Source organism: Microvirga medicaginis (genome assembly GCF_052658925.1).
Map to the genome: position 1 here is coordinate 569653 of NZ_JBQWEL010000001.1, position 26692 is coordinate 596344.

23 protein-coding genes are annotated in these 26692 nt (G+C 60.0%); 12 read left to right on the forward strand and 11 right to left on the reverse strand.

Going from position 1 to position 26692, the window contains the following annotated elements:
- Positions 1 to 21: 21 nt before the first annotated feature.
- Genes lipA through ACUXUR_RS02765 form a run of 3 tightly spaced genes read left to right on the forward strand, consistent with a single transcriptional unit; the run spans position 22 to position 1994 of the window.
- A complete protein-coding gene (lipA, locus tag ACUXUR_RS02755) occupies positions 22 to 981 on the forward strand; it encodes a lipoyl synthase (protein WP_445500783.1) in 960 nt (319 codons plus the stop codon).
- 20 nt (positions 982 to 1001) lie between these two features.
- Positions 1002 to 1526: a P-loop NTPase family protein gene (locus tag ACUXUR_RS02760; RefSeq protein WP_445500784.1), complete on the forward strand. Its 525-nt coding sequence runs from the start codon at positions 1002 to 1004 to the stop codon at positions 1524 to 1526.
- Entirely contained in the window at positions 1527 to 1994 is a 468-nt protein-coding gene (locus ACUXUR_RS02765; RefSeq protein WP_445500785.1) for a type II toxin-antitoxin system RatA family toxin, read from the forward strand.
- Here ACUXUR_RS02765 and ACUXUR_RS02770 read toward each other — a convergent pair.
- Positions 1984 to 2475: a CinA family protein gene (locus ACUXUR_RS02770; protein WP_445500786.1), complete on the reverse strand. Its 492-nt coding sequence runs from the start codon at positions 2473 to 2475 to the stop codon at positions 1984 to 1986. The two genes, ACUXUR_RS02765 and ACUXUR_RS02770, sit on opposite strands and share 11 nt — an antisense overlap.
- Entirely contained in the window at positions 2472 to 3668 is a 1197-nt protein-coding gene (locus ACUXUR_RS02775) for a bifunctional 2-C-methyl-D-erythritol 4-phosphate cytidylyltransferase/2-C-methyl-D-erythritol 2,4-cyclodiphosphate synthase (RefSeq protein WP_445500787.1), read from the reverse strand. The genes ACUXUR_RS02770 and ACUXUR_RS02775 overlap by 4 nt, the downstream gene beginning before the upstream one ends.
- 109 nt (positions 3669 to 3777) lie before the next feature.
- Here ACUXUR_RS02775 and dusB point away from each other — a divergent pair, with 109 nt between their 5' ends.
- The 7 genes from dusB (at position 3778) to hflX (ending at position 12960) form a co-directional block, all read left to right on the forward strand.
- Positions 3778 to 4794, forward strand: a complete 1017-nt coding sequence (gene dusB / locus ACUXUR_RS02780) for a tRNA dihydrouridine synthase DusB (protein ID WP_445500788.1) — start codon at positions 3778 to 3780, stop codon at positions 4792 to 4794.
- Positions 4791 to 5891 (forward strand): two-component system sensor histidine kinase NtrB, encoded by a 1101-nt coding sequence (locus ACUXUR_RS02785; protein WP_445500789.1) that lies wholly within the window; start codon positions 4791 to 4793, stop codon positions 5889 to 5891. The genes dusB and ACUXUR_RS02785 overlap by 4 nt, the downstream gene beginning before the upstream one ends.
- Before the next feature lie 9 nt (positions 5892 to 5900).
- A complete protein-coding gene (gene ntrC, locus ACUXUR_RS02790) occupies positions 5901 to 7364 on the forward strand; it encodes a nitrogen regulation protein NR(I) (protein ID WP_445500790.1) in 1464 nt (487 codons plus the stop codon).
- Between the two features lie 97 nt (positions 7365 to 7461).
- Positions 7462 to 9705, forward strand: coding sequence for a sensor histidine kinase NtrY-like (locus ACUXUR_RS02795; RefSeq protein WP_445500791.1), 2244 nt, complete (start codon positions 7462 to 7464; stop codon positions 9703 to 9705).
- The gene (gene ntrX, locus ACUXUR_RS02800; RefSeq protein WP_445500792.1) at positions 9702 to 11072 is read left to right on the forward strand and encodes a nitrogen assimilation response regulator NtrX; all 1371 of its coding nucleotides are present in this window, start codon (positions 9702 to 9704) and stop codon (positions 11070 to 11072) included. Before ACUXUR_RS02795 ends, ntrX begins: the two co-directional genes overlap by 4 nt.
- A gap of 234 nt (positions 11073 to 11306) precedes the next feature.
- A complete protein-coding gene (hfq, locus tag ACUXUR_RS02805; protein ID WP_009491222.1) occupies positions 11307 to 11561 on the forward strand; it encodes an RNA chaperone Hfq in 255 nt (84 codons plus the stop codon).
- A gap of 1 nt (position 11562) precedes the next feature.
- The gene (gene hflX / locus ACUXUR_RS02810; RefSeq protein ID WP_445500793.1) at positions 11563 to 12960 is read left to right on the forward strand and encodes a GTPase HflX; all 1398 of its coding nucleotides are present in this window, start codon (positions 11563 to 11565) and stop codon (positions 12958 to 12960) included.
- On the opposite strand, the gene mazG is transcribed toward hflX, so the two are convergent.
- Positions 12957 to 13790 carry a nucleoside triphosphate pyrophosphohydrolase gene (mazG, locus tag ACUXUR_RS02815; RefSeq protein WP_445500794.1) on the reverse strand — a complete coding sequence of 278 codons (834 nt, stop codon included), beginning with the start codon at positions 13788 to 13790 and terminating at the stop codon, positions 12957 to 12959. The genes hflX and mazG overlap by 4 nt on opposite strands.
- Positions 13791 to 13889: 99 nt before the next feature.
- On the opposite strand from mazG, the gene ACUXUR_RS02820 reads away from it, so the two are divergent.
- Positions 13890 to 14330, forward strand: a complete 441-nt coding sequence (locus tag ACUXUR_RS02820; protein WP_445500795.1) for an OsmC family protein — start codon at positions 13890 to 13892, stop codon at positions 14328 to 14330.
- Between the two features lie 191 nt (positions 14331 to 14521).
- Here ACUXUR_RS02820 and ACUXUR_RS02825 read toward each other — a convergent pair whose 3' ends face one another.
- Positions 14522 to 16768: a PAS domain-containing sensor histidine kinase gene (locus tag ACUXUR_RS02825; RefSeq protein WP_445500796.1), complete on the reverse strand. Its 2247-nt coding sequence runs from the start codon at positions 16766 to 16768 to the stop codon at positions 14522 to 14524.
- A gap of 986 nt (positions 16769 to 17754) precedes the next feature.
- Between ACUXUR_RS02825 and ACUXUR_RS02830 the strand changes: the two genes are divergently transcribed.
- On the forward strand, positions 17755 to 19011 hold the full coding sequence (locus ACUXUR_RS02830) for a glycosyltransferase family 87 protein (RefSeq protein WP_445500797.1): 1257 nt from the start codon (positions 17755 to 17757) through the stop codon (positions 19009 to 19011).
- A 17-nt stretch (positions 19012 to 19028) separates the two neighbouring features.
- Here ACUXUR_RS02830 and ACUXUR_RS02835 read toward each other — a convergent pair whose 3' ends face one another.
- The 7 genes from ACUXUR_RS02835 to ACUXUR_RS02865 all read right to left on the reverse strand — a co-directional run bounded on the left by ACUXUR_RS02835 (position 19029) and on the right by ACUXUR_RS02865 (position 26618).
- Entirely contained in the window at positions 19029 to 19826 is a 798-nt protein-coding gene (locus ACUXUR_RS02835; protein WP_445500798.1) for an MBL fold metallo-hydrolase, read from the reverse strand.
- Entirely contained in the window at positions 19823 to 20632 is an 810-nt protein-coding gene (locus tag ACUXUR_RS02840; RefSeq protein WP_445500799.1) for a TatD family hydrolase, read from the reverse strand. The genes ACUXUR_RS02835 and ACUXUR_RS02840 overlap by 4 nt, the downstream gene beginning before the upstream one ends.
- A gap of 67 nt (positions 20633 to 20699) precedes the next feature.
- On the reverse strand, positions 20700 to 22031 hold the full coding sequence (locus ACUXUR_RS02845; RefSeq protein WP_445500800.1) for a family 1 glycosylhydrolase: 1332 nt from the start codon (positions 22029 to 22031) through the stop codon (positions 20700 to 20702).
- 47 nt (positions 22032 to 22078) lie between these two features.
- On the reverse strand, positions 22079 to 23629 hold the full coding sequence (metG, locus tag ACUXUR_RS02850) for a methionine--tRNA ligase (RefSeq protein WP_445500801.1): 1551 nt from the start codon (positions 23627 to 23629) through the stop codon (positions 22079 to 22081).
- A gap of 49 nt (positions 23630 to 23678) precedes the next feature.
- Entirely contained in the window at positions 23679 to 24743 is a 1065-nt protein-coding gene (locus ACUXUR_RS02855; RefSeq protein WP_445500802.1) for a DNA polymerase III subunit delta', read from the reverse strand.
- Positions 24733 to 25407 (reverse strand): dTMP kinase, encoded by a 675-nt coding sequence (gene tmk, locus ACUXUR_RS02860; protein ID WP_445500803.1) that lies wholly within the window; start codon positions 25405 to 25407, stop codon positions 24733 to 24735. The genes ACUXUR_RS02855 and tmk overlap by 11 nt, the downstream gene beginning before the upstream one ends.
- Positions 25407 to 26618, reverse strand: coding sequence for a D-alanyl-D-alanine carboxypeptidase family protein (locus ACUXUR_RS02865; protein ID WP_445500804.1), 1212 nt, complete (start codon positions 26616 to 26618; stop codon positions 25407 to 25409). The genes tmk and ACUXUR_RS02865 overlap by 1 nt, the downstream gene beginning before the upstream one ends.
- Positions 26619 to 26692: the final 74 nt, after the last annotated feature.

Here is a 26692-nt window from a genome sequence, read left to right on the forward strand (position 1 = left end):
TCCTCCAAAGGGTTTAGCTTCATGGCCGTCGTTCTCGACCTTCTGAACAAGGATAACCGCCCCCGCCACCCGGAAAAGGCGCACCGGCCGGACCAGCCTGTTCAGAGCCGAAAACCCGATTGGATCCGCGTGAAGGCTCCGGGCTCGCCCAAATGGGCCGAGACCAACAGGATCGTGCGCGAGAACAAGCTCGTCACCGTCTGCGAGGAGGCCGGCTGCCCCAATATCGGCGAGTGCTGGGAGAAGAAGCACGCCACCTTCATGATCATGGGCGACACCTGCACCCGCGCCTGTGCCTTCTGCAACGTGAAGACCGGCCTGCCGCAGGCCCTTGACCCGAATGAACCCGAAGGCGTGGCGACGGCGGTCGAGAAGCTCGGCCTTGAGCACGTGGTCATCACCTCGGTCGACCGTGACGACCTTGCCGATGGAGGCGCTCAGCATTTCGCGGACGTGATCGCCGCCATCCGCGCCCGCAGCCCGAAGACCACCATCGAGGTCCTGACGCCCGACTTCCTGAGGAAGCCCGGTGCGCTCGAGATCGTGGTCAAGGCCAGGCCCGACGTGTTCAACCACAATCTCGAAACCGTGCCGTCGAAGTACCTGAAGGTCCGCCCCGGCGCGCGCTATTTCCACTCCATCCGCCTGCTCCAGCAGGTGAAGGAAATGGATCCGACCATCTTCACCAAGTCCGGCATCATGGTCGGCCTCGGCGAGGAGCGGAACGAGGTTCTCCAGCTCATGGACGATTTGCGCTCCGCGGATGTGGATTTCATGACCATTGGCCAGTACCTCCAGCCGACAAAGAAGCACCACCCGGTCATCCGCTTCGTCACGCCGGACGAATTCAAGGCCTATGAAACCACCGCCTATGCCAAGGGTTTCCTCCTCGTCTCCTCGACCCCGCTGACGCGCTCCTCGCATCACGCGGGAGAGGACTTTGCCAAGCTCAAGGCGGCCCGTCTCGCCAAGCTCGGCTAAAGTTAGCTTCGGATGGGGGCATGCAGCGCATTCTCGTCATCGGCAGCCCGGGTGCGGGCAAGAGCACCTTGGCGCGGCGCCTCAGTGAGCGGCTCGATCTGCCGCTGATCCACCTTGACCGGGAGTATTTCGGTCCGGGCTGGACCATGCCGCCACGGCCCGAATGGCGCGAGCGGGTGAGGGCGCTTGCCGCTCGGCCCGTCTGGGTCATGGACGGCAATTACGCCAGCACCTTCGACATCCGCGTTCCCCGCGCCACGGCCATCGTCTGGCTCGATCTGCCGCGCTGGCGCTGCTTGCTGGGTGTCTTGTGGCGCGTGGCAAGAAACTACGGGCAGGTGCGCTCCGATCTCGGCCCCGCCGGTCCGGAGCGCTTCGACTTTTCCTTCATGCGCTGGATCTGGTCTTATCCCCGAAAGATGCGTCCCAAGACGGCCCGCATGATCGAGCGTCTTCGGCCCGACCAGCGGGTTTTCGTCCTGCGTTCGCATTCTGAAATTCCGGCCCTGGAGGCCGCTCTCACTCTCGCCAAGGAGGCCGCCTGAATGCCGACCTTTCGCATGACGCGAACCGTCAAGCACAAGCCGGCCCAGATGTTCGCACTTGTCGCGGACATAGAGCGCTATCCCGAGTTCCTGCCGCTGTGCGAGGACCTGCGCATCATCCGTCGCGTGCAGAGCGGGGAGGGCATCGAGACGCTCGTCGCTACCATGAGCGTCGGCTACAAGGCCATCAATGAGAGCTTCACCACCCGCGTGACCCTCGACGAGCCGCGCCTGCGCATCCAGGTCGAATATGTGGATGGGCCCTTCAAATATCTCGAGAACCGCTGGACTTTCCGCGATGCTCCCGCGGGCTGCGAGGTGGAGTTCTACATCAACTACGAATTCAAGAGCTTCGCGCTCGGCATCCTCATGGGCAGCGTCTTCGACAAGGCGTTCCGCAAGTTCACCGAGGCGTTTGAGCAGCGGGCGGATACGGTTTTCGCAGGCCGATCAGAGATCAGAGCGTAAGGGCGTGTTCGAGAAGGGCCAAGGCGTCCTCGACCGCGCTCCGGCGCACTGCCTCCCGCCCAAGGTCGCCATAGCGGCGCTCGAGATGGACTGTAGCAAAGCCGTTGCGGGCCAGACCGAAATGCACGAGGCCCACGGGCTTTGTGGCCGTTCCTCCGCTGGGACCGGCGATCCCCGTGATGCTGACGGCCACTTCGGCGCGGGAACGGGCCAGCGCTCCTTCGGCCATGGCCCGGGCCACGGGCTCGCTGACCGCGCCATGGGTGGCGATAAGATCGGCCGGGACGCCGATCAACTCCGTCTTCGCCTCGTTAGAATAGGTCACGAAGCCGCGCTCCACGACCGCAGAGGAACCCGCAATCTCCGTCAGGAGCGCCGCGACGAGCCCGCCCGTGCAGGATTCCGCAGTAGCGATCTTCAGGCCCTTCCGCTCAAAGGCCTTGAGGAGCGCCGCCGCACGCTGCTTCAGTTCGGGAGTCATGCTGACACCTCCGGCAGGCGGATCGTGGCTGCGGCCTGGGCGGCAATGCCTTCGCTCCGGCCGGTGAAGCCGAGCTTTTCCGTCGTCGTAGCCTTGAGCGACACCTGATCGAGCCGGAGGCCGGCGAGTTCCGCAATCCGCTGACGCATCGCTTCCCGATAAGGGCCGAGGCGCGGCCTCTCGCAAAGAAGCGTCGCATCGAGATGATCGATCAAGCCGCCACGGTCTCTCACCAGAGCCGCCGCATACGCCAGGAATTGGTCGGAGGAAGCGCCACGCCATTGCGGGTCACTCGGCGGGAAATGCGTGCCGATATCCCCATCCGCGAGTGCCCCAAGCAGGGCATCGGTCAGGGCGTGAAGAATGACGTCACCATCCGAATGGGCCACCACGCCCCGGTCGTGGGGCACCCTGATCCCGCCCAGCCAGACATGATCGCCGTCGCCGAAGGCATGCACGTCGAATCCGGTCCCCAGCCTGGTTACATAAGTCATCGATGAGCCTTTCAAGCGCCTCTCGGCCTCCGGGAAGTCGGACGCATGGGTGAGTTTGATGTTGAGGGGATCCCCCTGAAACACATGTACCGAGAGGCCGGCCCATTCCGCCAAAGCGCCATCATCCGTAAAGTTTCTGAGGCCGGCGGCGGCCGCCTTCCTATGGGCGGCAAGCAGGGCCGCGAAATGGAAGACCTGGGGTGTCTGCACAGCTCTCAGGCTGGCTCGATCCGGCGTCGACACGACTTCACTCTGGGGACCGATCACCTTGATGGTGTCGGTTACGGCAATACCTGGTACGGCCGCTTCCCAATTTTCGGTCGCTTCCAGAGCGCGCCCGATCAGAGCCCCGGCTGCAAAAGGACGGGCCGCATCGTGAATCAGGACGTGAGCGGGGGCGAACTCAAGGAGAGTTTCCAGCCCATTGCGAACTGAATCCTGGCGCGTTTCTCCGCCATGGGCCACGGGGAGCAGGCGCCCAGTCAGCTCATCGGGGAGCGCGGCGATACTTTTCCGATAGAGGTCCTGATCGTCCGGGTGGATCACCGCGAGCGTTCGTTCGATTCCCGGATGACGAAGGAAGGCTTCCAGAGTGAGGGCGAGCACGGGTTTTCCACCCACGAACCGGTATTGCTTGGGGATTCCCTCGCCGGCTCTCGACCCACGTCCTGCGGCAACGATTAGAGCGGCGACTGACATCGGGCGGGTTCTCCACGGCACGCGTTCTCCTAAGCGTGACTTGAAAATAAGGCAAATTTCTCTGGTGGGGACTTGCGCTCGGCACTGTAATGGCTAGTAAATAGGCATAATGAAACTTGATCAAAAAATAGGCGAAGATGTGCAGGTGGGGCCGATCAAGGTCGATGCCCCGGCAGTACTCGCGCCGCTCTCCGGAGTCACGGACGTGGTCTTCCGGCGCATCGCGAAGCGCTTGGGAGCGGGGCTTGTCGTTTCGGAAATGGTCGCGTCCGATGAACTGGTTCAAGGATCTGAGGAGGCACAACTCCGGGCCGAGGGTGCGGGAATCGAACCCCATGTCGTCCAGTTGGCTGGCTGCGAACCTCGCTGGATGGCCGAAGGAGCCAAGGTCGCCGAGGCAGCAGGGGCCCGGATCATCGATATCAATATGGGCTGCCCCGCCAAGCGAGTCATCGGAGGCTACTCGGGCTCCGCTCTGATGCGCGATCTCGACCATGCATGCCGCCTGATTGAGGCGACCGTCCAAGCCGTCTCTGTGCCCGTGACAGTGAAGATGCGGCTCGGGTGGGACCACACCTCCCCGAATGCCCCGGAACTTGCCCGGCGAGCAGAGGGGCTTGGCGTCAAGGCGGTGACGGTACACGGTCGGACACGCCAGCAATTCTACAAGGGACAGGCCGATTGGACGGCCATCGCACCCGTTGTGCAGGCCGTCAGCATTCCCGTGATCGCCAATGGCGATATCGGCTCTCTCGAAGATGCCAACAAATGCCTCACCCTCTCCAGGGCCAAGGCCGTGATGATCGGCCGTTCGGCTGTCGGCCGTCCGTGGATCGTCGGCCAGATCGGCGCCGCTCTCCAGGGAAAGACGATCCCTGAGCCAACTCCAGGCGAGAAGACGGAATTGGTGTTGGAGCATTATGACGGGCTGCTTTCGCTCTATGGCGCGAAGGTCGGGGTTCGGCATGCCCGCAAACATCTTGCGGCCTATGCCGATGCAGCGATCGAGGCCGGTTTCCACGTCGCTCAGAATGTTCGGACCGGGTTGGTCACGTCGGATGATCCAGCGGCCGTCATATCGCTGTTGCGCTCCCTCTATATCCATCAGGCTCAGGAAGCGGCATGACAGTGGCGATTAACGACCTCATCATGAATGCGTTGCCGCTGCCGGTCCTGACCATTGGCAGGGAACACAGCATCGCCCATGCCAACGCTGCAGCAGAGGCATTTTTCGAAGTGAGCCTGCGCAAGATGCAGCGCCAGAAGCTCACCGACTTTCTTCCTTTCGGCTCTCCGGTTCTGTCCCTCGTGGAGGATGTCCGACAGAGGGGCGCAAGCGTCAGCGAACACCGTGTCGATATCGGCAGCCCGCGTCTGGGGCCAGAGCGAATCGTAGATGTTTTCGCAACGCCGCTAGGTGACGACAGCGACAACGTGGTTGTGATGCTGCAGGAGCGCACGATCGCCGACAAGATGAACCGGCAGCTCACCCATCGTGGAGCAGCCAGATCGATCACGGCGCTTGGTGCATTGCTGGCACACGAGATCAAGAATCCACTCTCAGGCATTCGAGGCGCTGCGCAGCTCCTTGAACAATCGGCAGATGAGAACGACAGGCTCCTCACCCGTTTGATCTGCGATGAGACGGATAGAATCGTGAAGCTCGTCGAACGTATGGAGCTCTTCGGCGAGGAGCGGCCGGTCGAGCGCGGTCCCGTGAACATTCACGGTGTCCTCGATCATGTGAAGCGCCTTGCCCAATCCGGCTTTGCCCGTCACATCCGCTTCGTCGAGAACTACGATCCTTCCTTGCCGCCTGTGTTGGGAAATAGGGACCAACTGATCCAGGTCATCTTGAATCTTGTGAAGAATGCTGCCGAAGCCGTTGGGATCGATGCGACGGATGGGGAGATCACGTTATCCACGGCATTCCGGACTGGTGTCAGGCTGCAAGTGCCAGGATCGCAGGAACGTGTGAGCCTGCCTATCGAGTTGAGCGTCAGCGATAACGGCCCCGGAATTCCTCCGGAACTGATGAGCGATCTTTTCGATCCCTTCGTCACCACCAAGGTTCAGGGCAGTGGCCTGGGTTTGGCGTTGGTGGCGAAGATCGTCGGCGATCACGGTGGCATCATCGAATGCGAACCCGCGCCGAGACGAACGACTTTCCGAATTCTCCTGCCCATGCATCGCGCCACCTCTGGCAGTGATGCAGATATGTGAGGCTAAGACATGCCAAGCGGACAAATTCTTCTCGCCGACGATGATGCCGCCATCAGGACTGTCCTGAACCAAGCCCTGTCCAGGGCAGGATATGAGGTCCGCTCCACCAGCAATGCGGCAACGCTCTGGCGCTGGGTGGCCCAAGGGGAGGGCGACATCATCATTACCGATGTGATGATGCCTGACGAGAATGCCTTTGATCTCCTCCCGCGCATCAAGAAGCTGCGGCCGGAACTTCCCATCATCGTCATGAGCGCACAGAACACGTTCATGACAGCCATCAAGGCTTCCGAGCGCGGTGCATACGAGTACCTGCCGAAGCCTTTCGATCTCAAGGAATTGGTCGCGGTCGTAGGACGCGCGCTCTCCCGTCCTCGGACGGCTGTATCCAGCGCGAGCCCTGTTGAGAACGAGGATATTCCCCTGGTCGGGCGCTCCCATGCCATGCAGGAAATCTATCGGGCCTTGGCCCGTCTGATGCCGACGGATCTCACCGTGATGATCACGGGCGAGTCCGGCACGGGCAAGGAACTCGTTGCGAAAGCGCTGCACGATTACGGCAAGCGTCGCCAAGGTCCGTTCGTGGCCGTGAACATGGCGGCCATTCCACGTGAACTCATCGAATCCGAACTCTTCGGTCATGAGAAGGGGGCTTTTACCGGAGCCACCGCCCGCAACACCGGGCGCTTCGAGCAGGCCGAGGGCGGCACGCTCTTCCTGGATGAAATCGGCGATATGCCCATGGAGGCGCAGACCCGTCTCCTCCGGGTCCTTCAGCAGGGCGAGTACACGACGGTTGGCGGCAGGGTGCCGATCAAGACCAATGTCCGCATCGTCGCGGCGACGAACAAGGACTTGCGGGTGCTTATCCAGCAGGGCCTGTTCAGGGAGGATCTTTATTTCCGCCTCAACGTCGTCCCTCTGCGCCTGCCACCTCTTCGCGAGAGGGTGGAGGATATCCCGGATCTCGCCCGGCACTTCTTTACGCTCGTGGAAAAGGAGGGCCTTTCGCGCAAGCAACTCGATGTGGAGGCTATGGATCGCCTGAAGCGGTACCGTTGGCCCGGAAACGTCCGTGAACTGGAAAATCTTGTTCGGCGCCTGGCGGCGCTCTATCCCCAGGACACGATCACCGGCGCCATCATCGATGCCGAACTCGATTCCCAACCTCTCCTGCCGTCCCAACCAGCCGGCAAGCCAGCTACACAGGCACAGCAGAGTTCGGAAGGGCTTTCCGAGGCTGTCGAGCGGCACTTGGCGGAGTATTTCTCGGGGTTCCGCGATAACTTGCCGCCTCCGGGCCTCTATCACCGGATCCTGCGGGAGATCGAAGGTCCTCTGATCGGCGCAGCCTTGGCTGCAACCCGAGGTAATCAGATCCGAGCCGCCGAGCTCCTCGGGGTCAATCGCAACACCTTGCGCAAAAAGGTGCGTGATCTGGAGCTCATGGTGGTTCGAACCAATCGCTCCTGAGGCGATAGCTGTAATAATTTGACCACAGTGTTGTGTTGGTGCATCACCCTTTAAAGGGTGCTGGATCGAAGCACCCGGTTTTGTGGGGCTTCACGTCTTGACCGACCAGAGCATCAATGAACAGCGCCAGGGGGCCGAACAGGCCCAGGGTGGCCTAGGCTGGCTAGGCTATGTTGCCGTTCTGGCGGCTCTGGGCTCGGCCCTCACGACCTTTCTGGTGCTTGCCGGCGCGACGCCCATTCTGCCGACGCATAATGTTGTCGTCTGGCTGTTTATCCTGAACGGAATCCTGATCGTCCTGCTTCTCGGCATTGTTGCCTGGCAGGCGCGAAAACTGGTGCGTGAACACCGTGCAGGAGCTGCTGCTGCCGGTCTGCATGTCAGAATCGTCGGCCTCTTCAGCCTTGTTGCTGTCCTGCCCGCAATCCTTGTCGCCGGCGTCGCAACCGTGACCCTGGAGCGAGGCCTGGATCCCTGGTTTACCGGCTCACTTAAGGAGCTGATGACCAATACAGTTGAGATCGCGCGCTCCTATCGGGAAATGCAGTGCAGAACGCTGGCGCGTGAGACGCAGCTGATGGCCGCAGATCTCAATCGTGCCAAGGTCCTCTATGACGCGGATCGCAAACTATTCCGGGAGTTCATGAATTCCCGTGCCGTCTTCCTCGGCTTTCCCTTGGCCGTGATCCTTGAGCCCGACGGTACGGTTGTCGAACGAATAGAGGCCAAGAAGCTCGAAGGCGTTCCTGACGCGAAACCGGAGGATCTCCAGGAGGCGAGCAATGAGGCTCTCTGCCTGATTCCGCGAACCGGCAACATCTTTCGTTCCGTCCTTAAGCTCGAGGCGCATGGAGGGCGCATTCTCTATATCGCGAGAGAGGTCGATCCACGTGCCATCGAGTTCCCGCCTGTGGCTGAAGCTGGGGTTGCACTGTATGAGGCTCTCGACCAGAAGAAGGCAGGCATCCAGATTGCCTTCGCCTCCATGTTCACTCTCATTGCACTCATCGTGCTTCTCTCGGCCATTTGGTTCGGATTGAACTTCGCAAACCGTCTCGTTGCGCCTGTCCGGCGGCTGATCCATGCGACAGACCAAGTGGCGACCGGCAATTTCTATGTTCAGGTCCCTGTGAAACGCGGCGAGGGCGATCTCGGCCACCTGGGCGAGACCTTCAACAAGATGACGTCGGAGTTGCGCCGTCAGCATGATGGTCTGACAGCCGCCAGTGAAGTGATCGACCGTAGGCGACGCTTTACAGAGGCTGTCTTGGCAGGTGTGTCGGCGGGCGTTATCGGCATCAACGCACGAGGCCTGATCACGATCGTGAACCCCTCTACGGAAGCGCTGCTCCAGACATCCCGCGAGGAATTGGTTGGCCGCCCGATTACTGAAGTGCTGCCTGAGGTGACCAAACTCCTTCTGGAGATGATTCAGGGGCGCCAGCGCCTGATGCAAGAGCAAATCCAGATTTCCCGGAAAGGGAAGGAGCGGACCATTAACGTGCGCGTGACCAGCGAGCAAACGCGCAACGACAAACGCGATCTCGTGATCACGCTCGATGATATTACGGATCTTGTCGTTGCGCAGCGCACGTCCGCTTGGGCTGACGTGGCAAGGCGCATCGCGCACGAGATCAAAAATCCCCTGACCCCAATCCAGCTCTCGGCCGAGCGTATCCGCAGGAAGTACGGCAAAGTCATCACCACCGATCGCGAGGTATTCGATCAGTGTACCGACACGATCGTGCGGCAGGTGGATGATATCAAGCGCATGGTCGATGAGTTCTCATCCTTTGCGCGCATGCCGAAGCCCACTATCGGGCAAGAGGATCTGGCCGCGACCATTCGCCAAGTCGTCTTTATGATGCGGATCGCGCACCCCGAGATTGAATTTGTCGATCAGTTTCCTTCTGAGCCCGTCGTTGCGCCCTTCGACCGACGTCTCATCTCGCAAGCGGTCACGAACATCGTCAAGAATGCGACCGAGGCTATCGCCGCCGTTCCCGAGAATGAGCGTGGCCAGCCGCAAATCACTGTGACGCTGGATGACACGCATCCCGATTACCTGATCCTTGCGGTGACCGATAACGGCAAGGGTTTCCCGGTCGAGGGGCGACAAAGATTGCTGGAGCCATATATGACGACCCGCGAAGGTGGTACCGGATTGGGCCTCCCAATCGTCGCGAAAATTTTGGAAGACCATGGGGGAGGTATGGACCTTGTCGATAACCCCGCAGGACGGGGCGGACAGGTTCGGATGTGGATCCCGAAGACGAAGCAGGTTGCTGAAGAGGTCTCTGCTGCCTCGGATCGCAACGAAACGAGCAGAGCAAGCCTATGAGCGCTGATATTCTCGTCGTCGACGACGAAGTCGACATTCGTGAGCTTGTGGCCGGCATCCTCGAAGATGAGGGCCATCGCACACGTACGGCTGGAACCTCGGATGAGGCCTTGGCGACTATCGAGGCACGACGTCCGCATCTCGTCTTTCTCGATATTTGGCTGCAGGGCAGTCGTCTCGACGGCCTGCAGGTGCTGGAGATTATCAAGGCGCAACATCCCGATTTGCCCGTTGTGATGATTTCAGGACATGGCAACATCGAAACGGCGGTTTCAGCCATTAAGGCCGGGGCCTATGATTTCATCGAAAAGCCGTTCAAGGCCGACCGCCTTGTTCTCGTGGCGGAGCGTGCTCTTGAAGCATCTCGTCTCAAGCGAGAAGTGCGTGATCTGCGATCCCGCTCGGTTCAGGCGAACCGCATCGCAGGCAAATCGATCGTCATCAATCAGCTGCGGCAGGCTGTGGAGCGAGCTGCGCCGACCAATGCACGCATTCTGATTACCGGCGCCCCAGGCTCCGGCAAGGAGTTGACGGCCCGCACCATTCACAGCATGTCCACCCGAGCCAATGGCCCCTTTGTGGCGATGACGGCTGCAACCATCACACCTGAAACGATGGAAGCCGAACTCTTCGGCACCGAAGGCGGGGAGGGTGGAGGACGTCGTGTCGGTGCCCTTGAGGAGGCTCACGGCGGCACACTTTATATTGACGAAATTGCGGATATGCCGCGGGAGACGCAGAATCGAATCCTACGGGTTCTCGTGGATCAGAACTTCCAGCGCGTGGGTGGTACGACCCGCGTTCATGTGGATGTTCGTATTATTTCCTCGTCTAGCCGCGACCTGCCCTCTGAAATTGCAGCCGGAAACTTCCGCGAAGATCTCTTCCATCGCCTTGGCGTTATTCCGATCCGTGTGCCGTCGCTGGCAGAAAGGCGCGAGGATGTGCCGGAGCTGATTGAATTCTTCATGGACCAGATCTCGTCTACCACGGGTCTGCCGAAGCGCCGGATCGCGGAGGATGCCATGGCGGTTCTGCAGTCTCATGACTGGCCGGGCAACGTTCGCCAGCTTCGCAACAATGTTGAACGTTTGATGATTCTCAGCTCTGGAGATCCGGATGCGGAGATTACAGCTGACATGCTGCCATCGGAAATCGGAACCCTTGTGCCGACGACCCCGGGTGGAGCAGGGGGGGAGAAGCTCATGAGCCTGCCCCTGAGAGAGGCGCGCGAGATCTTCGAGAGGGAGTATCTCTTGGCGCAGATCGCTCGCTTCAGCGGCAACATCTCCCGAACTGCAGAGTTCATTGGGATGGAGCGCTCGGCCCTTCACCGGAAGCTGAAATCGCTTGGTATTGGCAGCTAAAGGCCGTCTTCTCGCTCGCGAGAGGATTGTTTGAGAAGCAGGCTTAACCTTTTGCAAACCCTCATCCACGGAAAATATGCTTCTAAGGGGGTAGAACGGTCGAGGCCCTCTTGCCGAATGGTCAACTTCGCCCTGTAATATGCATGCCGGTTAACGACCGCACGATAGCGGACAACCATATACAAGCGGCCCAATAGCCAAGACCGGCGGTGATGGGCTGGCGAGGCAACTTCAATGGCGGGCGATCGCGCGCAAAATCTGCAGGACACCTTTCTCAATTACGTCCGGAAGCAGAAGATTCCCCTGACGATATTCCTTGTGAACGGCGTAAAACTTCAGGGCGTCGTCACCTGGTTCGACAATTTCTGCGTTCTCCTGCGCAGGGACGGTCATTCTCAGCTGGTTTACAAACACGCCATTTCCACCATCATGCCCGGACAGCCCGTCCAATTGTTCGACCAGATCGACGAGGCTGGCGAAAAGGCTTGAGGTGACTGAACCACGCACTCCGGGGGAACACCGTCTCGCAGAACTGGCCGAACCTGAAAAAGAGGTCGCTGCCGGCACCAGGACGCTCGTGGTCGGCCCCTATCTGACCCGCAAACGCCGGCTAGGTGCGGGCGATCCCGAAGGTGAGGCATCCAACCCTCGTCCGCCGGAAGCGCGGTTGGACGAGGCTTCCGGGCTTGCGTTGGCCATTGACTTATCCGTTGTTCAATCCTTGATCGCTCCACTCTCATCACCCCGTCCTGCCACCTATATCGGCAGCGGCAAGGTTGACGAGCTGGCAGCCCTGATCCGGGCCGAGGAGATCGGCCTTGTTGTTATGGATTGTGCGTTGAGCCCTGTGCAGCAGCGCAATCTGGAGAAGGCCTGGGGTGCCAAGGTCATCGACAGAACCGGCTTAATCCTCGAGATATTCGGACGGCGCGCCCGCACGAAAGAGGGCACGCTTCAAGTCGAGCTGGCGCACCTGTCTTATCAGAAGGGCCGCCTGGTTCGGTCCTGGACCCATCTTGAGCGTCAGCGCGGTGGCTTCGGCTTTCTCGGCGGCCCTGGTGAAACGCAGATCGAGGCAGACCGGCGGCTGATCCAGGAACGGATGAACCGGATCGAGCGGGACCTCGAAAGCGTTGTCAAAACCCGGTCGCTGCACCGGACCAGCCGGAGGAGGGTGCCTTATCCGATCGTGGCTCTCGTGGGCTACACCAACGCCGGCAAATCGACGCTTTTCAATCGCATGACGCGGGCAGAAGTGCTGGCCGAAAACATGCTGTTCGCCACCCTCGATCCGACGACGCGCGCAATCGACCTTCCACACGGTGAAAAGGCGATCCTATCCGATACGGTCGGCTTCATCTCTGACCTGCCGACCATGTTGGTGGCCGCCTTCCGGGCGACCCTTGAAGACGTGGTCGAGGCGGATGTTCTGCTGCACGTCAGGGACGTCTCTCACGGCGAGACGGAAGCCCAGGCAGGGGATGTGGCGGTGGTCCTGCGTGAGCTTGGTATTGACCCTGACGATACTCGGAGGATCATCGAGGTTTGGAACAAAGCCGACCTGCTCTCGCCTGAGGACCGCGAACGGCTGACGACCACCTCTCATCGCAGCGGTGTGGAGCTACGGCCCATTCTGATTTCGGCACTGACCGGGGAGGGTGTGCACGAACTTCTCGAAACCATCGAGCAGCACCTTGCCATGGGCAGGAAGGCCTATGAGGTCGATGTGGCTCCCGAGGACGGACGGGGCTTGGCATGGCTCCATGAGAACACGGAAATTCTGGAGCGCAGGACCATGGAGAATGGCCATACCCTCCTTCAAGTGCGCCTCGTCGCGGGCAAGGAGCCCCGTTTTCTGAACCGCTTCCCGACTGCCAGAGTGATTTAGGGATTCCGCTCGGCAAGCTTTGCCCGAACCCAGAGCTCTTCCATCTCCTCCAGCGAGGCGTCATGCAAGCTGCGCCCTTGGTTCTGGAGCCCCTCCTCGACGGCCCCGAAGCGGCGCTCGAACTTTGCATTCGTACGCCTCAGCGCTGCTTCCGGATCGATTTCGAAGTGGCGTGCGAGATTGGCGACAGAGAACAGAAGATCGCCGATTTCATCCTCGATGCGCTCTCTCTTTCCAGTTGAGTATGCGTCTTTAACTTCCTCTAATTCTTCATGGATTTTCCCGATTACCTGCTCTGGATCTGGCCAATCGAAGCCGACTTTCGCAGCCTTGGTCGTCAGCTTTTGAGCGCGGGTCAGTGCAGGCAGAGCCGTTGGAACTCCGCCGAGAAAGCCGGCTTCATGGGCCTCTGGCGACAATCCCATCTTTTCCCGAACTTGTCGGCGTTCGGCCTTTTCCGCTCTCTTGATCTCATCCCAGAGCGCTTTCACCTGTTTCGGCGCCAGATCCTTGGTTTCACCGAATACATGAGGGTGACGGCGGATCAACTTGCGGGTGATGGCCTCAACGACATCCGGGAAAGCGAAGACACCTTTTTCTTCGGCCATGCGGGCATGGAACACGACCTGAAGCAGCAGATCGCCCAGCTCATCCTTAAGATTGGCCAGATCGCCACGCTCGATGGCATCCACGACCTCATAGGCCTCTTCAAGCGTGTAGGGCGCGATGGATGAGAAATCCTGCTCCAGGTCCCAGGGGCAACCTGTCTCGGGCGTCCGCAGGGCCGCCATGATCTCCAGGAGCCGTGCGATATCAGAAGAAGGCTTCATTGCGGATTTCCTTGCACGCGGTGGCGCTACATAACCCGATTCCGGTGGGGAATCAGGATAAAAGATGTTCAACGAATCTCAGTCACGTGGAGAAGAGACATGAAAGCACGGATCAAATGGGTCGACGGCATGATGTTCGTTGGGGAATCTGGCAGTGGGCATGCCGTGGTGATGGATGGTGCCCCGGAATATGGTGGGCGTAATCTCGGAATTCGCCCCATGGAAATGCTGCTGATCGGCTTAGGCGGGTGCACAGCCTTCGACGTGGTGCAGATCCTGCGCAAGAGCCGCGAACAGGTCAGTGATTGCGAGGTCGAGGTTTCGGCCGAGCGGGCCGAGACGGATCCCAAGGTCTTCACCGCGATCCATGTCGATTACCGCGTTAAGGGTCGCAATCTGGCACCGGCAAAGGTCGAACGCGCCATTGAGCTCTCCAAGGAAAAATATTGCTCGGCATCGATCATGCTGGGCGCCGTTGCCAAGATCACTCACAGCTGGACAGCCCTCGACGAGGCCACAGAGGCTGAAGCAGCTTCGTAAGGGTGAGACTGAGGGAGGGCCACATCAGATGCCCGGTCTGCGGCCCTTCTGCGAATTTCGATTGAGATTGGGATGGACCAATCGTTGAAACGCCAGAAATATGGGACTGGATTCAGGTGCCGTGGCGGCGTCGGGTCTTCCCGAGCAGAGTCTGAAGCGTCGCTTCAAGGCCGCGACGGGAACGACGCGCATCAACCACGTACTGCACCAACCTGCGCTTCATCACCTCCAGACTGAACGGACGCGCGCTGAAGGTGCAGGTCGAGGGGCAGCTCGAGTGTACAGCGCAGACCCGAGGGCTCGAAGTCTAGCTTGACCGTGCCTTGCAGATCATGGGTCACGCTGCGCTTGATCAGTCGGGTGCCGAAGCTGCGTTTGACAGGCGGCGTAACAGCCGGCCCCCCGCTCTCGATCCAATCGATCTGGAGAACGTTGCCCAGGCCGGAGCGCGTTTCCTCGATAGTCCAATGCACCGTCACCCGACCCTGTCCAGGAGATAACGCGCCGTACTTTGCTGCATTGGTCGTCAGTTCATGCAGGACCAGGCCAAGTGCAAGCCCGACCCGCGGCTCCAGCATGATGTCCGGACCTCCCAGGCGAACCCGGCTGGCCGCGTCACCACTGTAGGGTGTCAGCTCCTGCCGGATCAGCTCGTGCAGGCAGACTCCGGTCCAAGAGTGGCGTGTCAGAAGGTCGTGCGCCTTGCTCAGGGCCAGAAGCCGGGGTTCGAAATTTCCGGCGAAGGTCGAGAGATCCGCTGCCGACCGGAGGGTTTGGGTGGCAATCGACTGCACGGTGGCCAGCGTGTTCTTCACACGATGGTTCAGCTCGTCAATCAACAGTCTCTGCTGTTCCTCGGCTCGCTTACGCTCACTGATATCGACCAGCATGTTGACCGCACCGACAATGTGACCGTCAGCATCCCGTAGCGGTGTCGGGAACGGGATGAAGGGAACACGGGTTCCGTCCGGGCGCTCGGCCACAGCCTCGGCACCGCGGATCGGAATACCCTCTCGTAGGGAAACGGCCATTGGACATTGGTCATGGGGCAGGAGGCGGCCATCCGGGGTGTAGAGGCGCCAGCTCACGCACCATTCATCCGTGCCAAGGACCGGAGTACGTCCGGAAAATGCGACGGCGGCCTGGTTGTAGTAGGTGATCCGGCCCTGCGCGTCGGTGGTATAAACGGCGGCGGGGAGCGCCTCCAGCAGGTCACGAACCGAACGCTCGCTCTCGCGCAAGCGCTCCTCCGCACGCAGCCGCTCGGTGATGTCCTCGATTACCCGAATGCCATACCTGAACCGCCCATCCTGATCGAGCACGGACGAGCTGAGGACGTTGACGAACACCATTCCGCCATCCTTGTGGCAAAATCGCTTCTGCGTCGCGTATTGCTTGACCTCGCCGCGAACCTGGCGACCGAAGCTGTCCGCATCGATCTGCCGATCCTCGGGATAGGTCAGCTCGATGAAGGAGCGTCCGAGGAGTTCATCGGGCGCATAGCCGATGAGGGCCGAGAGAGCGGCGTTGACCCGAGCAAACCGCCCTTGCGCATCCACCTCGGCGATGCCCACAGGGGCTTGGTCATAGGTGATGGCCAGACGCTGCTGGCTTTCGCGCAGAGCCTCGTCGGCCTTGAACTGCTCGGTGACGTCGACAGTAAAGCAGCGGGTGTTGCGGAACACGCCGTCGTGAAACTGGACGCTTGACGTGATCTGAACATGCTTGATCGAGCCGTCCTTCGCCTTCAGGCGGGCTGGGTACTTGTCGAGCCTCTCACCGCGGGACAGGCGCCGGAGAATGTCCGTGATCACTGGTGCGTCGGCATGAAAGTCGGCGATGGGGCGTCCGATATATTCGTCTGCCGTGTAGCCGAGGAGGTCGAGCTCAGCTTGGTTGGCGCGCAGGATCGTCCCATCCGCGCCAACGAGATGCAGCCCCACGGCCCCGTTCTCGAAGAAGTCCTCGAGATCCTGCCGGCTCTGGCGCAACTCGGTCTCCATAGCCTTCCGGTCGGAAATGTCCTGGAAGCAGTTGATCGCTCCAAGGACGCCGCCCTCGTCGTCCAGCAGCGGGTCTATGTGAACCAGGATGATGCGGTGGCTTCCGTCTGGACGCTCGACGACGACCTCCTGCCCGTGCGCCGACTGCCCCGTGCGAAGGACCACCGCCATCGGCGTCTCGGCGTGTGGGAGCGGGTACCCGTCGGGGTGATAGAGACGGTGGGAACCGCAGTAGCGCTCGCCATTCTCCCCAGGACGGGGGCCGCGTCCCCATAGATCGGCGGCCAAGCGATTGTAGCGCAGAATGCTCCCATCCGCCGCGCAGAGATACATGGCCGTGGGCATAGCATCCAGCACCGCCTGACTGACGGTGGCGAGTTCCTGGAAGATGGACGGGGGCAAAGGAGCGATAGAGGGCAGGGCGGCCGCGGTCATCAAGGTTGAGCTTTCATTGGGCTAAATTGCCTCCCGTGAACGCACACACCAAAGGCTAACCGATACAACGCCCCTGATGGGGATACGTTCCGGTCTGCATTCTGCATGCGGTGCCATTGGCATAATTATCCTAAAACTGGTTGATGAGTCTGCGACAGGGCGTTCTCGGCGGCTCCGGTAATCCGGTCAATTTCGCTTCTTCGATTTCCGCATTCCGTCGCCGCACTTTGCAAGGAATGCCTGCCCGCCTATTCCCGCGCGTGACTCATTGCGCCTGAAAAATGACTATCCCGGCCAGAGAACAGGATTCGCGGTGTCGGCGCAACGAGGCCGCCATTGGCAATGCCGTTCGATTTCATGGAGGAATATCTGACGGGTCGCACCGACCTCGAGCCAAACGGGCCATTGTTGCAGATCCTGGATAGCCACCGGCAAAAAGGTACGTGGAGCCTGATCCACACGCATGAGAGATAAACGGCGGCGCCCGGAATTGGCTTTCCGTCAAACCGCTCGATCTCCGCGAAGCCTGCACATCGGGATCGGGAATCACCGCGGGTTGTCCTGCAGGCGTTGCTCGGTGTACACAACCCGGGTTCAACAGACTCGGTCGGGCGCAAGCTCTGGATGACCTGTAGGCGGGCCTGAGGGATGGCCTGGTGCGGATTGCCACCAGCAAGGGAAAACTTGCAAGCGGCGGTTAGGAGCAGAGCAGGGCGTTTAAAATCCTTTTCGCTTTGAATGGCTCAATTCGAGTGAAGATTCAGCCTTCCTCCATTTCTCTCAAATATCAAATTCGCATAAGATATATTATGGAACTGAACTCTATGGGGGCAGGCAGTGTCTTTGCGTCACAGATGCCATCTCCTTAGCGCGCCTTTCCAGCCTAGGCCGGATGGTCGAGTTGAATTCGAATCTCGTCTGATCGTGTATGGCATTCGGCATGAAATCTCGCGTGCCTGCACTCTCTTGGACGCCAGACACACTAAATGATTTTCGAAACCATTGAAGCCGCACGGGCATCCTCCGCAAAAGGCGCAAGATACATTCACGTCATTGGGCTCGCCTTAGCCGTGCTGCTCCTGATCAAGATGGTCCAGATTTCCAGTCTAACCCAAGGTGCCGCTCCTCGTCCTTTGGTCGATTTCGATGTCTTTCACATCGTCGCCCAGATGGTCTGGCGTGGCGAAATCAAGCAGGCTTATCATTTCACCACCATGCTTGAAGTCCAGAGGGCGGCTTCCGGCACCGAATCCTTCATGCCCTGGACCTATCCGCCGCAATTCGATTTGATCATTGCGCCGCTGGCCTTTCTACCTCGCGGGCTGGCCTACGGCCTTTTCACTGTGGGAACCTTTGTCGCCTATCTGGCAACCCTGAAAAGGATTGCAGGCGAGCACCTGCCTCTGACCCTGGTCGTTCTTTTTCCGGCGATAACCATTACGATTGCCTGCGGACAGAATGGATTTCTCACTGGAACACTTATCGGCCTTACCTGTCTTGGCCTTCAAAGCAACCAAAGAGTTGCCGGGCTGCCGCTGGGATTGATGGTGATCAAGCCTCATCTCGCCATCGCCTTCGCCGCCTATACCTTGCTTTCTCGACGCTGGGGCGTGGCTGCTTTAGCCGGGGCAATTGTCATAGCAACATCCCTTCTTGTGACGGTCCTGTTCGGAGCGGATATCTGGGCAGCCGTGCTGTCCGGCGCGAAGGAAGCCCGGGTTTATCTGGAGCATGGAATGTACCCATTGTTCCGGATGGTCTCGATTTATGCAGCTCTTTACACTCTTGGCCTGCCAGCCAATGCGGCCTTTGTCGCGCAGTTCCTGGTCGCAGCAATCTCACTGGCGATGATTGTTCATGCCGTTTATCGCCGGATGCAGCTCCGGCAGGTGCTCGGCTTAACGGCGATCGCATCCCTCCTGGTCAGCCCCTATGCTTATGACTATGACCTGCCGATCTACGGAATTGGGCTTGCCCTCCTCCTGCCCGACCTCCTCCGTCTGGCGAAGGAGAATGAGCGGCTCACCCTGTATGGGCTCAGTTTTGTCACAGGTCTTTTCGGTTTGGTGCAATCATTCCGGCAGGAGACCTTGTACGGCTCGCATGGAGCGGAGTCTATCGTTGCCGGGCACTCCAGCCATCTCTCGATCGCCGGCCTGACGCTCGTCGCGCTCCTGGGCCTGTGCTGGCATATTCTGCAGCGCGACCGCAGCAGCAAGCTCAGTATGAGCGACAGTGTCTAACAGTCGGCATTCGCAACCTAATCGATTGCGATCTGCATACCGTCATAAGCCGGCTCTACCTGCGGAGGCAGCTCGCTGCGCAGAGTCTCGTAGTCAAGATCCGTATGCAGGTTTGTCAGGATGGCACGTTTCGGCCGCACCTTCGCGATCAGCTCCAGCGCTTCGGCAACAGAGAAATGCGTCGGGTGCGGCGTGTAGCGCAAAGCGTCGATGATCAGGGCATCGAGACCTTCGAGATAACCAAGGCTCTCCTCTGGCATGTGGCTGACGTCGGGGGCATAGGCCACGTTGCCGAACCTGAAGCCCAAGGCTTCGATGTCGCCATGAATCATTCTGAACGGCATCGCCTCAACCGGACCGGCCGGCCCTGGTATGGTGATCATGACGCCGGGCTTCAGGTGACGCATTTCCAGGATCGGCGGATAGCCGCTTCCGGCCGGCGCCTCGAAGCAATATCCAAACCGGATCTGCAGCAACTCTCCGGTCATCCGGTCGGCATAAACGGGGATCCGCTTATGCATGACGATCGCCAGCGGACGCAGATCGTCAATGCCGTGAATATGATCGGCATGCTCATGGGTATACAGAACAGCATCCAGACGCCTCACGTCGATGCTCAGTAGCTGATCGCGGAGATCCGGTGTCGTATCCACCAGAACGCTCGTTGCAGCGCCAGCCGTTGCCCTCTCGACAAGAATCGAACAGCGACGACGGCGATTTTTGGGATTCTTTGGATCGCATGCTCCCCAACCGACGCCTACGCGCGGCACTCCTGCCGAAGAACCGCAGCCCAATATGGTTAATTTCAGCGTCATGATGCGTGCGCCTGCTCCCGAGCGGTATCGGCCTGCGCGGCCTTGGAAAACAGACGATAGAAGTTGTCGGTCGTGATCCGGGCAATATCACTCTCGGTCACGCCGATAACGTCAGCCAAAACATGGGCTGTGTGCGTCACATAGGCCGGCTCATTGGTCTTGCCTCTGAACGGTACCGGAGCGAGATAGGGCGCGTCTGTCTCCACCAGCAGGCGGTCACGGGGCGTGGCAGCCGCGACCCGGCGGATCTCTTCCGAATTCTTGAAAGTCAGGATACCGGAAAAGGAGACGTAGAGCCCCAGTTCGACGCCGACCTGAGCGAGCTTTTCACCTGAGGAGAAGCAGTGGAGCACTGCGCTGAACCGCCCTCGCCTCATTTCATCCGACAAGATCTCGATCATGTCCTCGTCGGCGTTGCGCGCATGAATGACGAGCGGAAGGCCAGTTTCGCGCGCAGCCTCGATATGAGTGCTAAAGACTTTCCGCTGCACATCCCGAGGGCTCTTGTCGTAATGGTAATCGAGGCCTGCCTCTCCAATGGCGACACAGCGTGGATGGGCTGAGAGCTCGACCAGGCGCTTTGCCGGCACGTCCGGCTCCTCAGCTGCATTGTGCGGATGGGTCCCTACCGTGAAGAAGACATTGCCATGCGCCTCGGCTAGGGCCTGATAGGTCTCATAGCGCGCCACATGGGTCGAGATCGTGACCATCCGGCCCACCCCAGCGGCTGTGGCGGCCGCCAGAATATCGGGAAGGCGGGCCTGAAGATCCGGAAAATCCAGGTGGCAATGGCTGTCGACCAACATCGGTGAAAGCGCCCTCCTCCGAGGCCGTTAACTCTTTGGGCTCCATAGATCGGATTGATTGCTTCGTCTAGCGACCAACATTTTTTGCTGTGGCGACCGGCTCCTCGTCCTCTCGAGCCTCCGTATGTCGCATCGTGCGAAGCTTCTCCTGATTTCGGACAACGTGGGCCTCCCACACTTCCTGAGGCGGCACGACAGGAATCGTCAGGCACACGCTTTGGGCGGGCAGGACATGGCACCAATCCTCGATAAGCTTTTTGTAGCAACGCCCCACGGGACGGATATTGCGATCAAGGTCATAGAGGCCCACTGGGGTGGGACGGTTGTTCTCCTCACGGAGGGCCACATCCCAATCCATCTGGTCCGTCAGGGAGTACCAGGTGAAGCCGACGATCGGCACACCGGTGTTGCGTACCAAGAGAACGTTGGCCCATTGTTTCCAGAGCCAGTCGACGGCCTCGTCACCCCTTGGACCTTCCATCAGGTTCGTTTCGGTGTGCATGACGGGGAGTTTGTAGCGGTCGTAGTACTGTCGCGTGATCTCATCATAGCCGAAAACATCGCCTGCAGAGGCCGTCGTGCCATCCGCTCGGACGCGATGCTCATTCGTGACGTAGTAATCGTTCCCCATGATGCTATGGTGGCGCAGGGATGATCGGTTGAGGAAGAAATGGTATTCCTCCCGGGTCATTCCGCCATCCATCAGGAACTCGTACATCTCCGAGTCCACGCGGCGGCCATAATTCAGATCGAGCGAGAGAAACCGCCGGGCATTCATGATCTCGGCAGGCTTGATGGCTTTAGGGTTCTCCGCGTGGAAATATTCCGAGGACTCGCTCTGGATGAAGAGCGAGTCCGGGCGAACCTTGAGAATCTGCTCCATCGCGAGAACATTCGCCTTCACAAGGTGCTTGAGAGCCGTGACGAATGCGCGGTCGCTGCGCATCTGCTCGTTCCACCAGCCGTAAGCAGCGGAGAACTGGGCACAAATGAACATCTCGTTGATCGGCGTATAGAGCTGCACCCAGGGAAAGCGGCGAGCGAAAGCTGCGGCGTAACTAGCGAAGAGTTCAGGAAAATCCGGATTTTGGAAATTGCCGATCCAGTCTGGGACGCCAAAATGACACAGGTCGACAATGGGGATGATATTGCGGCGTTCGAGTTCACCGAAGGTTACATCGGCGAACGACCAATCGTAACGGCCCGGTCCGAGGAACGTCGTATGGAGCGGCGGCCCGTAGCGCAGGACCTGAATGTCGAGCTCATCCAGCAGATCGAAATCGGTCTGCCAGTACCTGTAATGGCCGCATTTTTCCATCTGGTCGATGCGGGTGCGGCCATTGTTGATGGTCGGGATGCTATTCTCGATCCCCGTCGCGAACATGAAGGTCTTAAACATCGCCTGCTTCCGCTGGAGGCCCCAAGGGACCCCTCAAAGCGGAAGCGTCAGGATGCTTCCGCCTCGATATAACGCGGGAAAATCGGCGCAGGTTGCGGGAGGGCTGTCCCCGCCGCCAGTCGGTGATCGGGGCCCACAGCCGCCAGGACACGCTTCTCGGAGGGAACCGCCAACAGATCCAGAAGCTTGGCCGCAGCGGTCGGTACGAACGGCTGCGCCAGAATGCCGACAGCGCGCAGAACCTCGGCCGTTACATAAAGCACTGTGTTCATGCGGGCAGGATCACTCTTGCGCAATACCCAGGGCTCCTGAGAGGCGAAGTATCGGTTAGCTTCCGCCACTACAGCCCAGATCTCGGCAAGCGTGGTGTGGACGGCAAAATCCTCGATCGCCGCCCTCGCCTTCGCGGGCAGCGCGTCCGCCAACCACAGAATGTCCTGATCGGCCTGGGTGAACGCGCCGGGCTGCGGCACAGCAGCATCGCAGTTCTTGGCAATCATGGAAAGCGAGCGCTGCGCCAAGTTACCGAGGTCGTTCGCCAGATCCGCATTGATGCGGTTTACAATGGCCTCATGCGAGTAGTTGCCGTCCTGACCGAAAGGCACTTCACGCATGAAGAAGTAGCGGATCTGATCGACACCATAGGTATCGGCCAGGTCGAACGGATCGACCACGTTGCCGACCGACTTCGACATCTTCTCGCCCTTGTTGAGCAGGAAGCCGTGGCCGAACACGCGCTTGGGCAGAGGCAGGCCCGCCGATATGAGGAAGGCCGGCCAATAGACCGTGTGGAAACGGACGATGTCCTTGCCGATGATGTGAACATCGGCCGGCCAATAATGCCAGCGCGGATTGTTCTCGTCCGGGAAGCCGCAGCCGGTCAGATAGTTATTGAGGGCATCGATCCAGACATACATCACATGCTTCGGATCGTTCGGAACCGGCAGACCCCAATTGAAGGTCGTGCGGCTGATCGAGAGGTCTTGCAGGCCGGAGCGCACGAAGCTTGTGATCTCGTTGCGGCGCGTCTCGGGGCTGATGAAATCCGGGTTCGCCGCATAATGCTCGAGCAGGCGATCCTGGTAGGTAGAGAGGCGGAAGAAATAGCTCTCCTCCTCGATCCACTCGACCGGCGTGCCTGTCGGCGCACGCCAGCTGCCGTCCTGCTGCTTGGTCAGTTCGCTCTCGTCGTAATAGGCCTCGTCGCGAACCGAGTACCAGCCGGAATACTTTGAAAGGTAGATATCCCCCCTCTCCTGCATCCGGCGCCACAGTTCGTGTGTGGACGGCAGATGGTCCGCATCCGTCGTGCGGATGAAGCGGTCGTAGGAGCAATCCAGCCGGTCGGCCATGGCGCGGAACTTCGCGGCCATCTCATCCACGAATGCCTTCGGCGTTGTGCCGTTGCGGTCCGCTGTCTGCTGGATCTTGAGGCCATGCTCATCGGTACCGGTCATGAAGAACACGTCATAGCCGTCGATGCGCTTGAACCGGGCAATAGCATCGGCAGCGACGACCTCATAGGCATGGCCGATATGTGGCGCGCCATTCGGATACGAGATAGCCGTGGTGATATAGAATTTCTGTTTGTCGGCCATGGCGGATCCTTAAAACTCTGAAATCTCGAACGCAGCGCCCAACGCGAGCTTAGGCCGTTCGCCGAACCGCGTCAGCCAGGTCGTCGAACAGCGTGAGGATGAAAGGCCGGCGATCGAGGTTGAACACGTCGATTTCGCGAGCCGTCCGGGCGATCTTCTCACACACCTCCACCAAAGGCGCAAGGCGTGTCGGGCCCAAGCTGGCACGCTCGCGCAACTTGCCGGAAACCCAGCGCTCCACGGTCTCCAGGGTCAGTTCATAGCTGTCGTCGGCATCCCGCTTCGCGAGCGCCTCGGCCAAGGCATAGATCTGCTTGGTGTCAGCTCTCGGCAGACCCTCCAGGAGCCGTGTAACCTCCTCAATGAAAGCAACTTTTTCCTCGTCCAAAAGCTCGAGGGTGCGCCGGACCGAGCCTTCGCCGTAAGGGAGAGCCTGGTCGAGAAGCTCTTCCGAAACACCGCTCCACGCCCCCCCTAGCGAATGAATGGCGGCCTTGATGTGAGCTTCCTCCAGCGGTCGCAGGAGCAGACGCCGGCATCGGGAGCGTATCGTCGGCAGCACACGTTGAGGGGCGTGGCTCACGATGAGGAACAGAGAGCGCGGCGGCGGCTCCTCGATCACCTTGAGGAGCGCATTGGCGCTCGAAATCGTCAGATCCTCGGCGCTGTCCACGATGCAGACCCGATAACCTCCATCGGCTGCGGTCGACCCGAACATGTTGAGCGCCCTGCGGACAGCATCAACAGGGATGGTTGTCGAAGCCGCCTTCTTGTCCGTCGCAGGAGCCCGCCGGAGCACCGAGAGGTTCGGATGGGACAAGGCCGAGACCTGCCGCGCCACGGCCGATTCCGGCGAGACCTGCAGGTTGTCGATGAACCGGTCATTGACCTTCGCAGGGTCGAGAACGGCCCGGGCGACCCGATAGGCCAGGGTCGCCTTGCCGATTCCTTGAGGGCCGCCGATCAGCCATGCGTGGTGAAGCCTGCCGTTGCGCAGACCTTCCAGGAAGGCCCCCTCGCCGTCCTTGTGGCCGAACAAGGCAAACTGATCTCGCGGGTGCGGCGCCCCGTCGAACTGATCTGGCTCGACGACATCCTGATTGTCACGCGACATCGAGAGGCCTCTCGGAGCGTTCGGTCAGGTCAGGCTGGCGGTCTCGCAGGGTCGCCCAAATGGCTGCTTCGACCTCATCTGGAGACTGATCGGCATTGATCACGGCACAGCGCTGGGGGTTGGACTTCGCAATGGCGAGATAGGCTTGGCGCAGAGTTTGGTGGAAGGCGAGCCCCTCATCCTCGAACCTGTCTGTCCCCTCGCCCTTCCGAGCCTGCCGTTCGCCGGCCCTAGCAAGACCAATCTCGGCAGGAAGATCGAGAATGAAAGTCAGGTCCGGCTTCGTGCCGGCAAGCGCTACCCGTTCCAGATCATCGATCACCGAAGGGGCGATCGCCCCGGATGAGCCCTGATAGGCGCGTGTCGAATCCGCAAAGCGGTCGCAGAGCACCGTAGTGCCGTTCTTGAGTGCAGGCTTGATCGTTTTGTCGAGGTGATCGATCCGGGCGGCGGCAAACATCAGGGCTTCAGCAAAGGGCCCCAGCGGCTTAGCGCGCCCGGACAGGATGAAGGAGCGGATTTCCTCCGCCAGAGGCGACCCGCCAGGCTCGCGCGTCACGAGGACCGGGTGACCGAGTTGTTCCAGCCGGTCTTTAAGCCTAGCGATCTGGGTCGACTTGCCCGCGCCCTCCCCGCCTTCAAACGTAATGAACCGACCTGCCATCAAATTCTTTCGATGACACTCGTAAATGCGCGCCGCACCCAGCCCGTGCTGAATTCCAAAAGGCCGTCCAGAGCGCGTTGGCTCAGGCTGCCTTCCTGAATGTCTTCATTGGCATAAAGCGGCATTTCGAGCGCCTGCATCTCACCACGGTTGACCTGAAGCCGGGCGACTTCAGCTCCCTTCTGGATCGGGGCCTTGAGCGGACCGGTGTAGATGATGCGAGCCGTCACCCGCTCGCCGTCCCCACGAGGCACCAGTACACGAATAGGCTTCCTGGATACAAGCGGCAGGGAACGCTTGCTGCCGCCGAAGACCTGGGCCTCGCCGACCACCTGTCCCGCAGCGAAGAGTTGCTGTGTTTCAAAGGCCCTGAAACCCCAGTCGAGGAGCTTTCGGGATTCGTTGGCCCGGTCTTTGGCGGTCTTGAAGCCATTGACAACCACCACCAGCCGCTGGCCGTTCTGCACGGCGGATCCGATGAGGCCATAGCCGGACTCCTCGATGTTTCCGGTCTTCAAGCCATCTGCGCCAATATCCATCGCCAGCAGCGGATTGCGATTCTGCTGGCGAATCTTGTTCCAGGTAAATTCGCGCTCCCCGAAGATCTTGTAGAGATCGGGGTAGGTTTCGATAATGTGGATGGCGAGCTTCGCAAGATCCCGGACAGTGACTTTCTGTTCAGGGTGTCCATAACCCGTCGCATTGCGGAAGGTGGATTTCGTCAGGCCGATCTGTCGGGCCCGTTCGTTCATGAGCTTCGCGAAGTTCTCCTCCGTGCCGGCAACGCCTTCGGCGATGGCGATCGCCGCATCATTGCCGGACTGTATGATGAGCCCGCGCAGCAGGTCTTCGAGGCGGATCGTGCTGTTGACCTGGGCAAACATCGACGAGCCGCCCGAACCGCCCCCTCCCTTGCGCCATGCATTCTCGGAGATCGTGAAGGTACTGTCGAAGGACAGGCGCCCATTCTTTATCTCGTTGAAGACCACTTCCACCGTCATGGTCTTGGCCATACTGGCGGGAGCGGTCAGTTCGTCAGCATTCTTTTCGAAGAGAACCGCATGACTGTCTGCGTCCACCAGGATCGCCGTCGGCGCACTCGTCTGGAAGGTTTGCGCCCTTGCTTCGTATGGAAGAGCCCTGGAGCAAGCCAGGGCAGCGAAGGCAAAAACGGTTAACGTGAAAAAGCGGGCAGGCAGCAGTTGACGCATCGTAAATTATCCGGGCTCTTCCCTTAGGAGAGCCAGAATCTGTAGCGCGTCAACGTCAAATCAACGTTATTCCA

Bases quoted from the DNA above. Each gene is read 5' to 3' on its own strand.
- ACUXUR_RS02830 (WP_445500797.1), top strand. From the start codon at position 17,755: ATGATTTTCGAAACCATTGAAGCCGCACGGGCATCCTCCGCAAAAGGC.
- ACUXUR_RS02855 (WP_445500802.1), bottom strand. From the start codon at position 24,743: ATGTCGCGTGACAATCAGGATGTCGTCGAGCCAGATCAGTTCGACGGG.
- ACUXUR_RS02845 (WP_445500800.1), bottom strand. From the start codon at position 22,031: ATGTTTAAGACCTTCATGTTCGCGACGGGGATCGAGAATAGCATCCCG.
- ACUXUR_RS02825 (WP_445500796.1), bottom strand. From the start codon at position 16,768: ATGACCGCGGCCGCCCTGCCCTCTATCGCTCCTTTGCCCCCGTCCATC.
- lipA (WP_445500783.1), top strand. From the start codon at position 22: ATGGCCGTCGTTCTCGACCTTCTGAACAAGGATAACCGCCCCCGCCAC.
- metG (WP_445500801.1), bottom strand. From the start codon at position 23,629: ATGGCCGACAAACAGAAATTCTATATCACCACGGCTATCTCGTATCCG.
- ACUXUR_RS02835 (WP_445500798.1), bottom strand. From the start codon at position 19,826: ATGACGCTGAAATTAACCATATTGGGCTGCGGTTCTTCGGCAGGAGTG.
- ACUXUR_RS02840 (WP_445500799.1), bottom strand. From the start codon at position 20,632: ATGTTGGTCGACAGCCATTGCCACCTGGATTTTCCGGATCTTCAGGCC.
- ACUXUR_RS02820 (WP_445500795.1), top strand. From the start codon at position 13,890: ATGAAAGCACGGATCAAATGGGTCGACGGCATGATGTTCGTTGGGGAA.
- dusB (WP_445500788.1), top strand. From the start codon at position 3,778: ATGAAACTTGATCAAAAAATAGGCGAAGATGTGCAGGTGGGGCCGATC.
- hfq (WP_009491222.1), top strand. From the start codon at position 11,307: ATGGCGGGCGATCGCGCGCAAAATCTGCAGGACACCTTTCTCAATTAC.
- tmk (WP_445500803.1), bottom strand. From the start codon at position 25,407: ATGGCAGGTCGGTTCATTACGTTTGAAGGCGGGGAGGGCGCGGGCAAG.
- ntrX (WP_445500792.1), top strand. From the start codon at position 9,702: ATGAGCGCTGATATTCTCGTCGTCGACGACGAAGTCGACATTCGTGAG.
- ACUXUR_RS02775 (WP_445500787.1), bottom strand. From the start codon at position 3,668: ATGTCAGTCGCCGCTCTAATCGTTGCCGCAGGACGTGGGTCGAGAGCC.
- ACUXUR_RS02770 (WP_445500786.1), bottom strand. From the start codon at position 2,475: ATGACTCCCGAACTGAAGCAGCGTGCGGCGGCGCTCCTCAAGGCCTTT.
- ACUXUR_RS02760 (WP_445500784.1), top strand. From the start codon at position 1,002: ATGCAGCGCATTCTCGTCATCGGCAGCCCGGGTGCGGGCAAGAGCACC.
- mazG (WP_445500794.1), bottom strand. From the start codon at position 13,790: ATGAAGCCTTCTTCTGATATCGCACGGCTCCTGGAGATCATGGCGGCC.
- ntrC (WP_445500790.1), top strand. From the start codon at position 5,901: ATGCCAAGCGGACAAATTCTTCTCGCCGACGATGATGCCGCCATCAGG.
- ACUXUR_RS02865 (WP_445500804.1), bottom strand. From the start codon at position 26,618: ATGCGTCAACTGCTGCCTGCCCGCTTTTTCACGTTAACCGTTTTTGCC.
- ACUXUR_RS02765 (WP_445500785.1), top strand. From the start codon at position 1,527: ATGCCGACCTTTCGCATGACGCGAACCGTCAAGCACAAGCCGGCCCAG.
- ACUXUR_RS02785 (WP_445500789.1), top strand. From the start codon at position 4,791: ATGACAGTGGCGATTAACGACCTCATCATGAATGCGTTGCCGCTGCCG.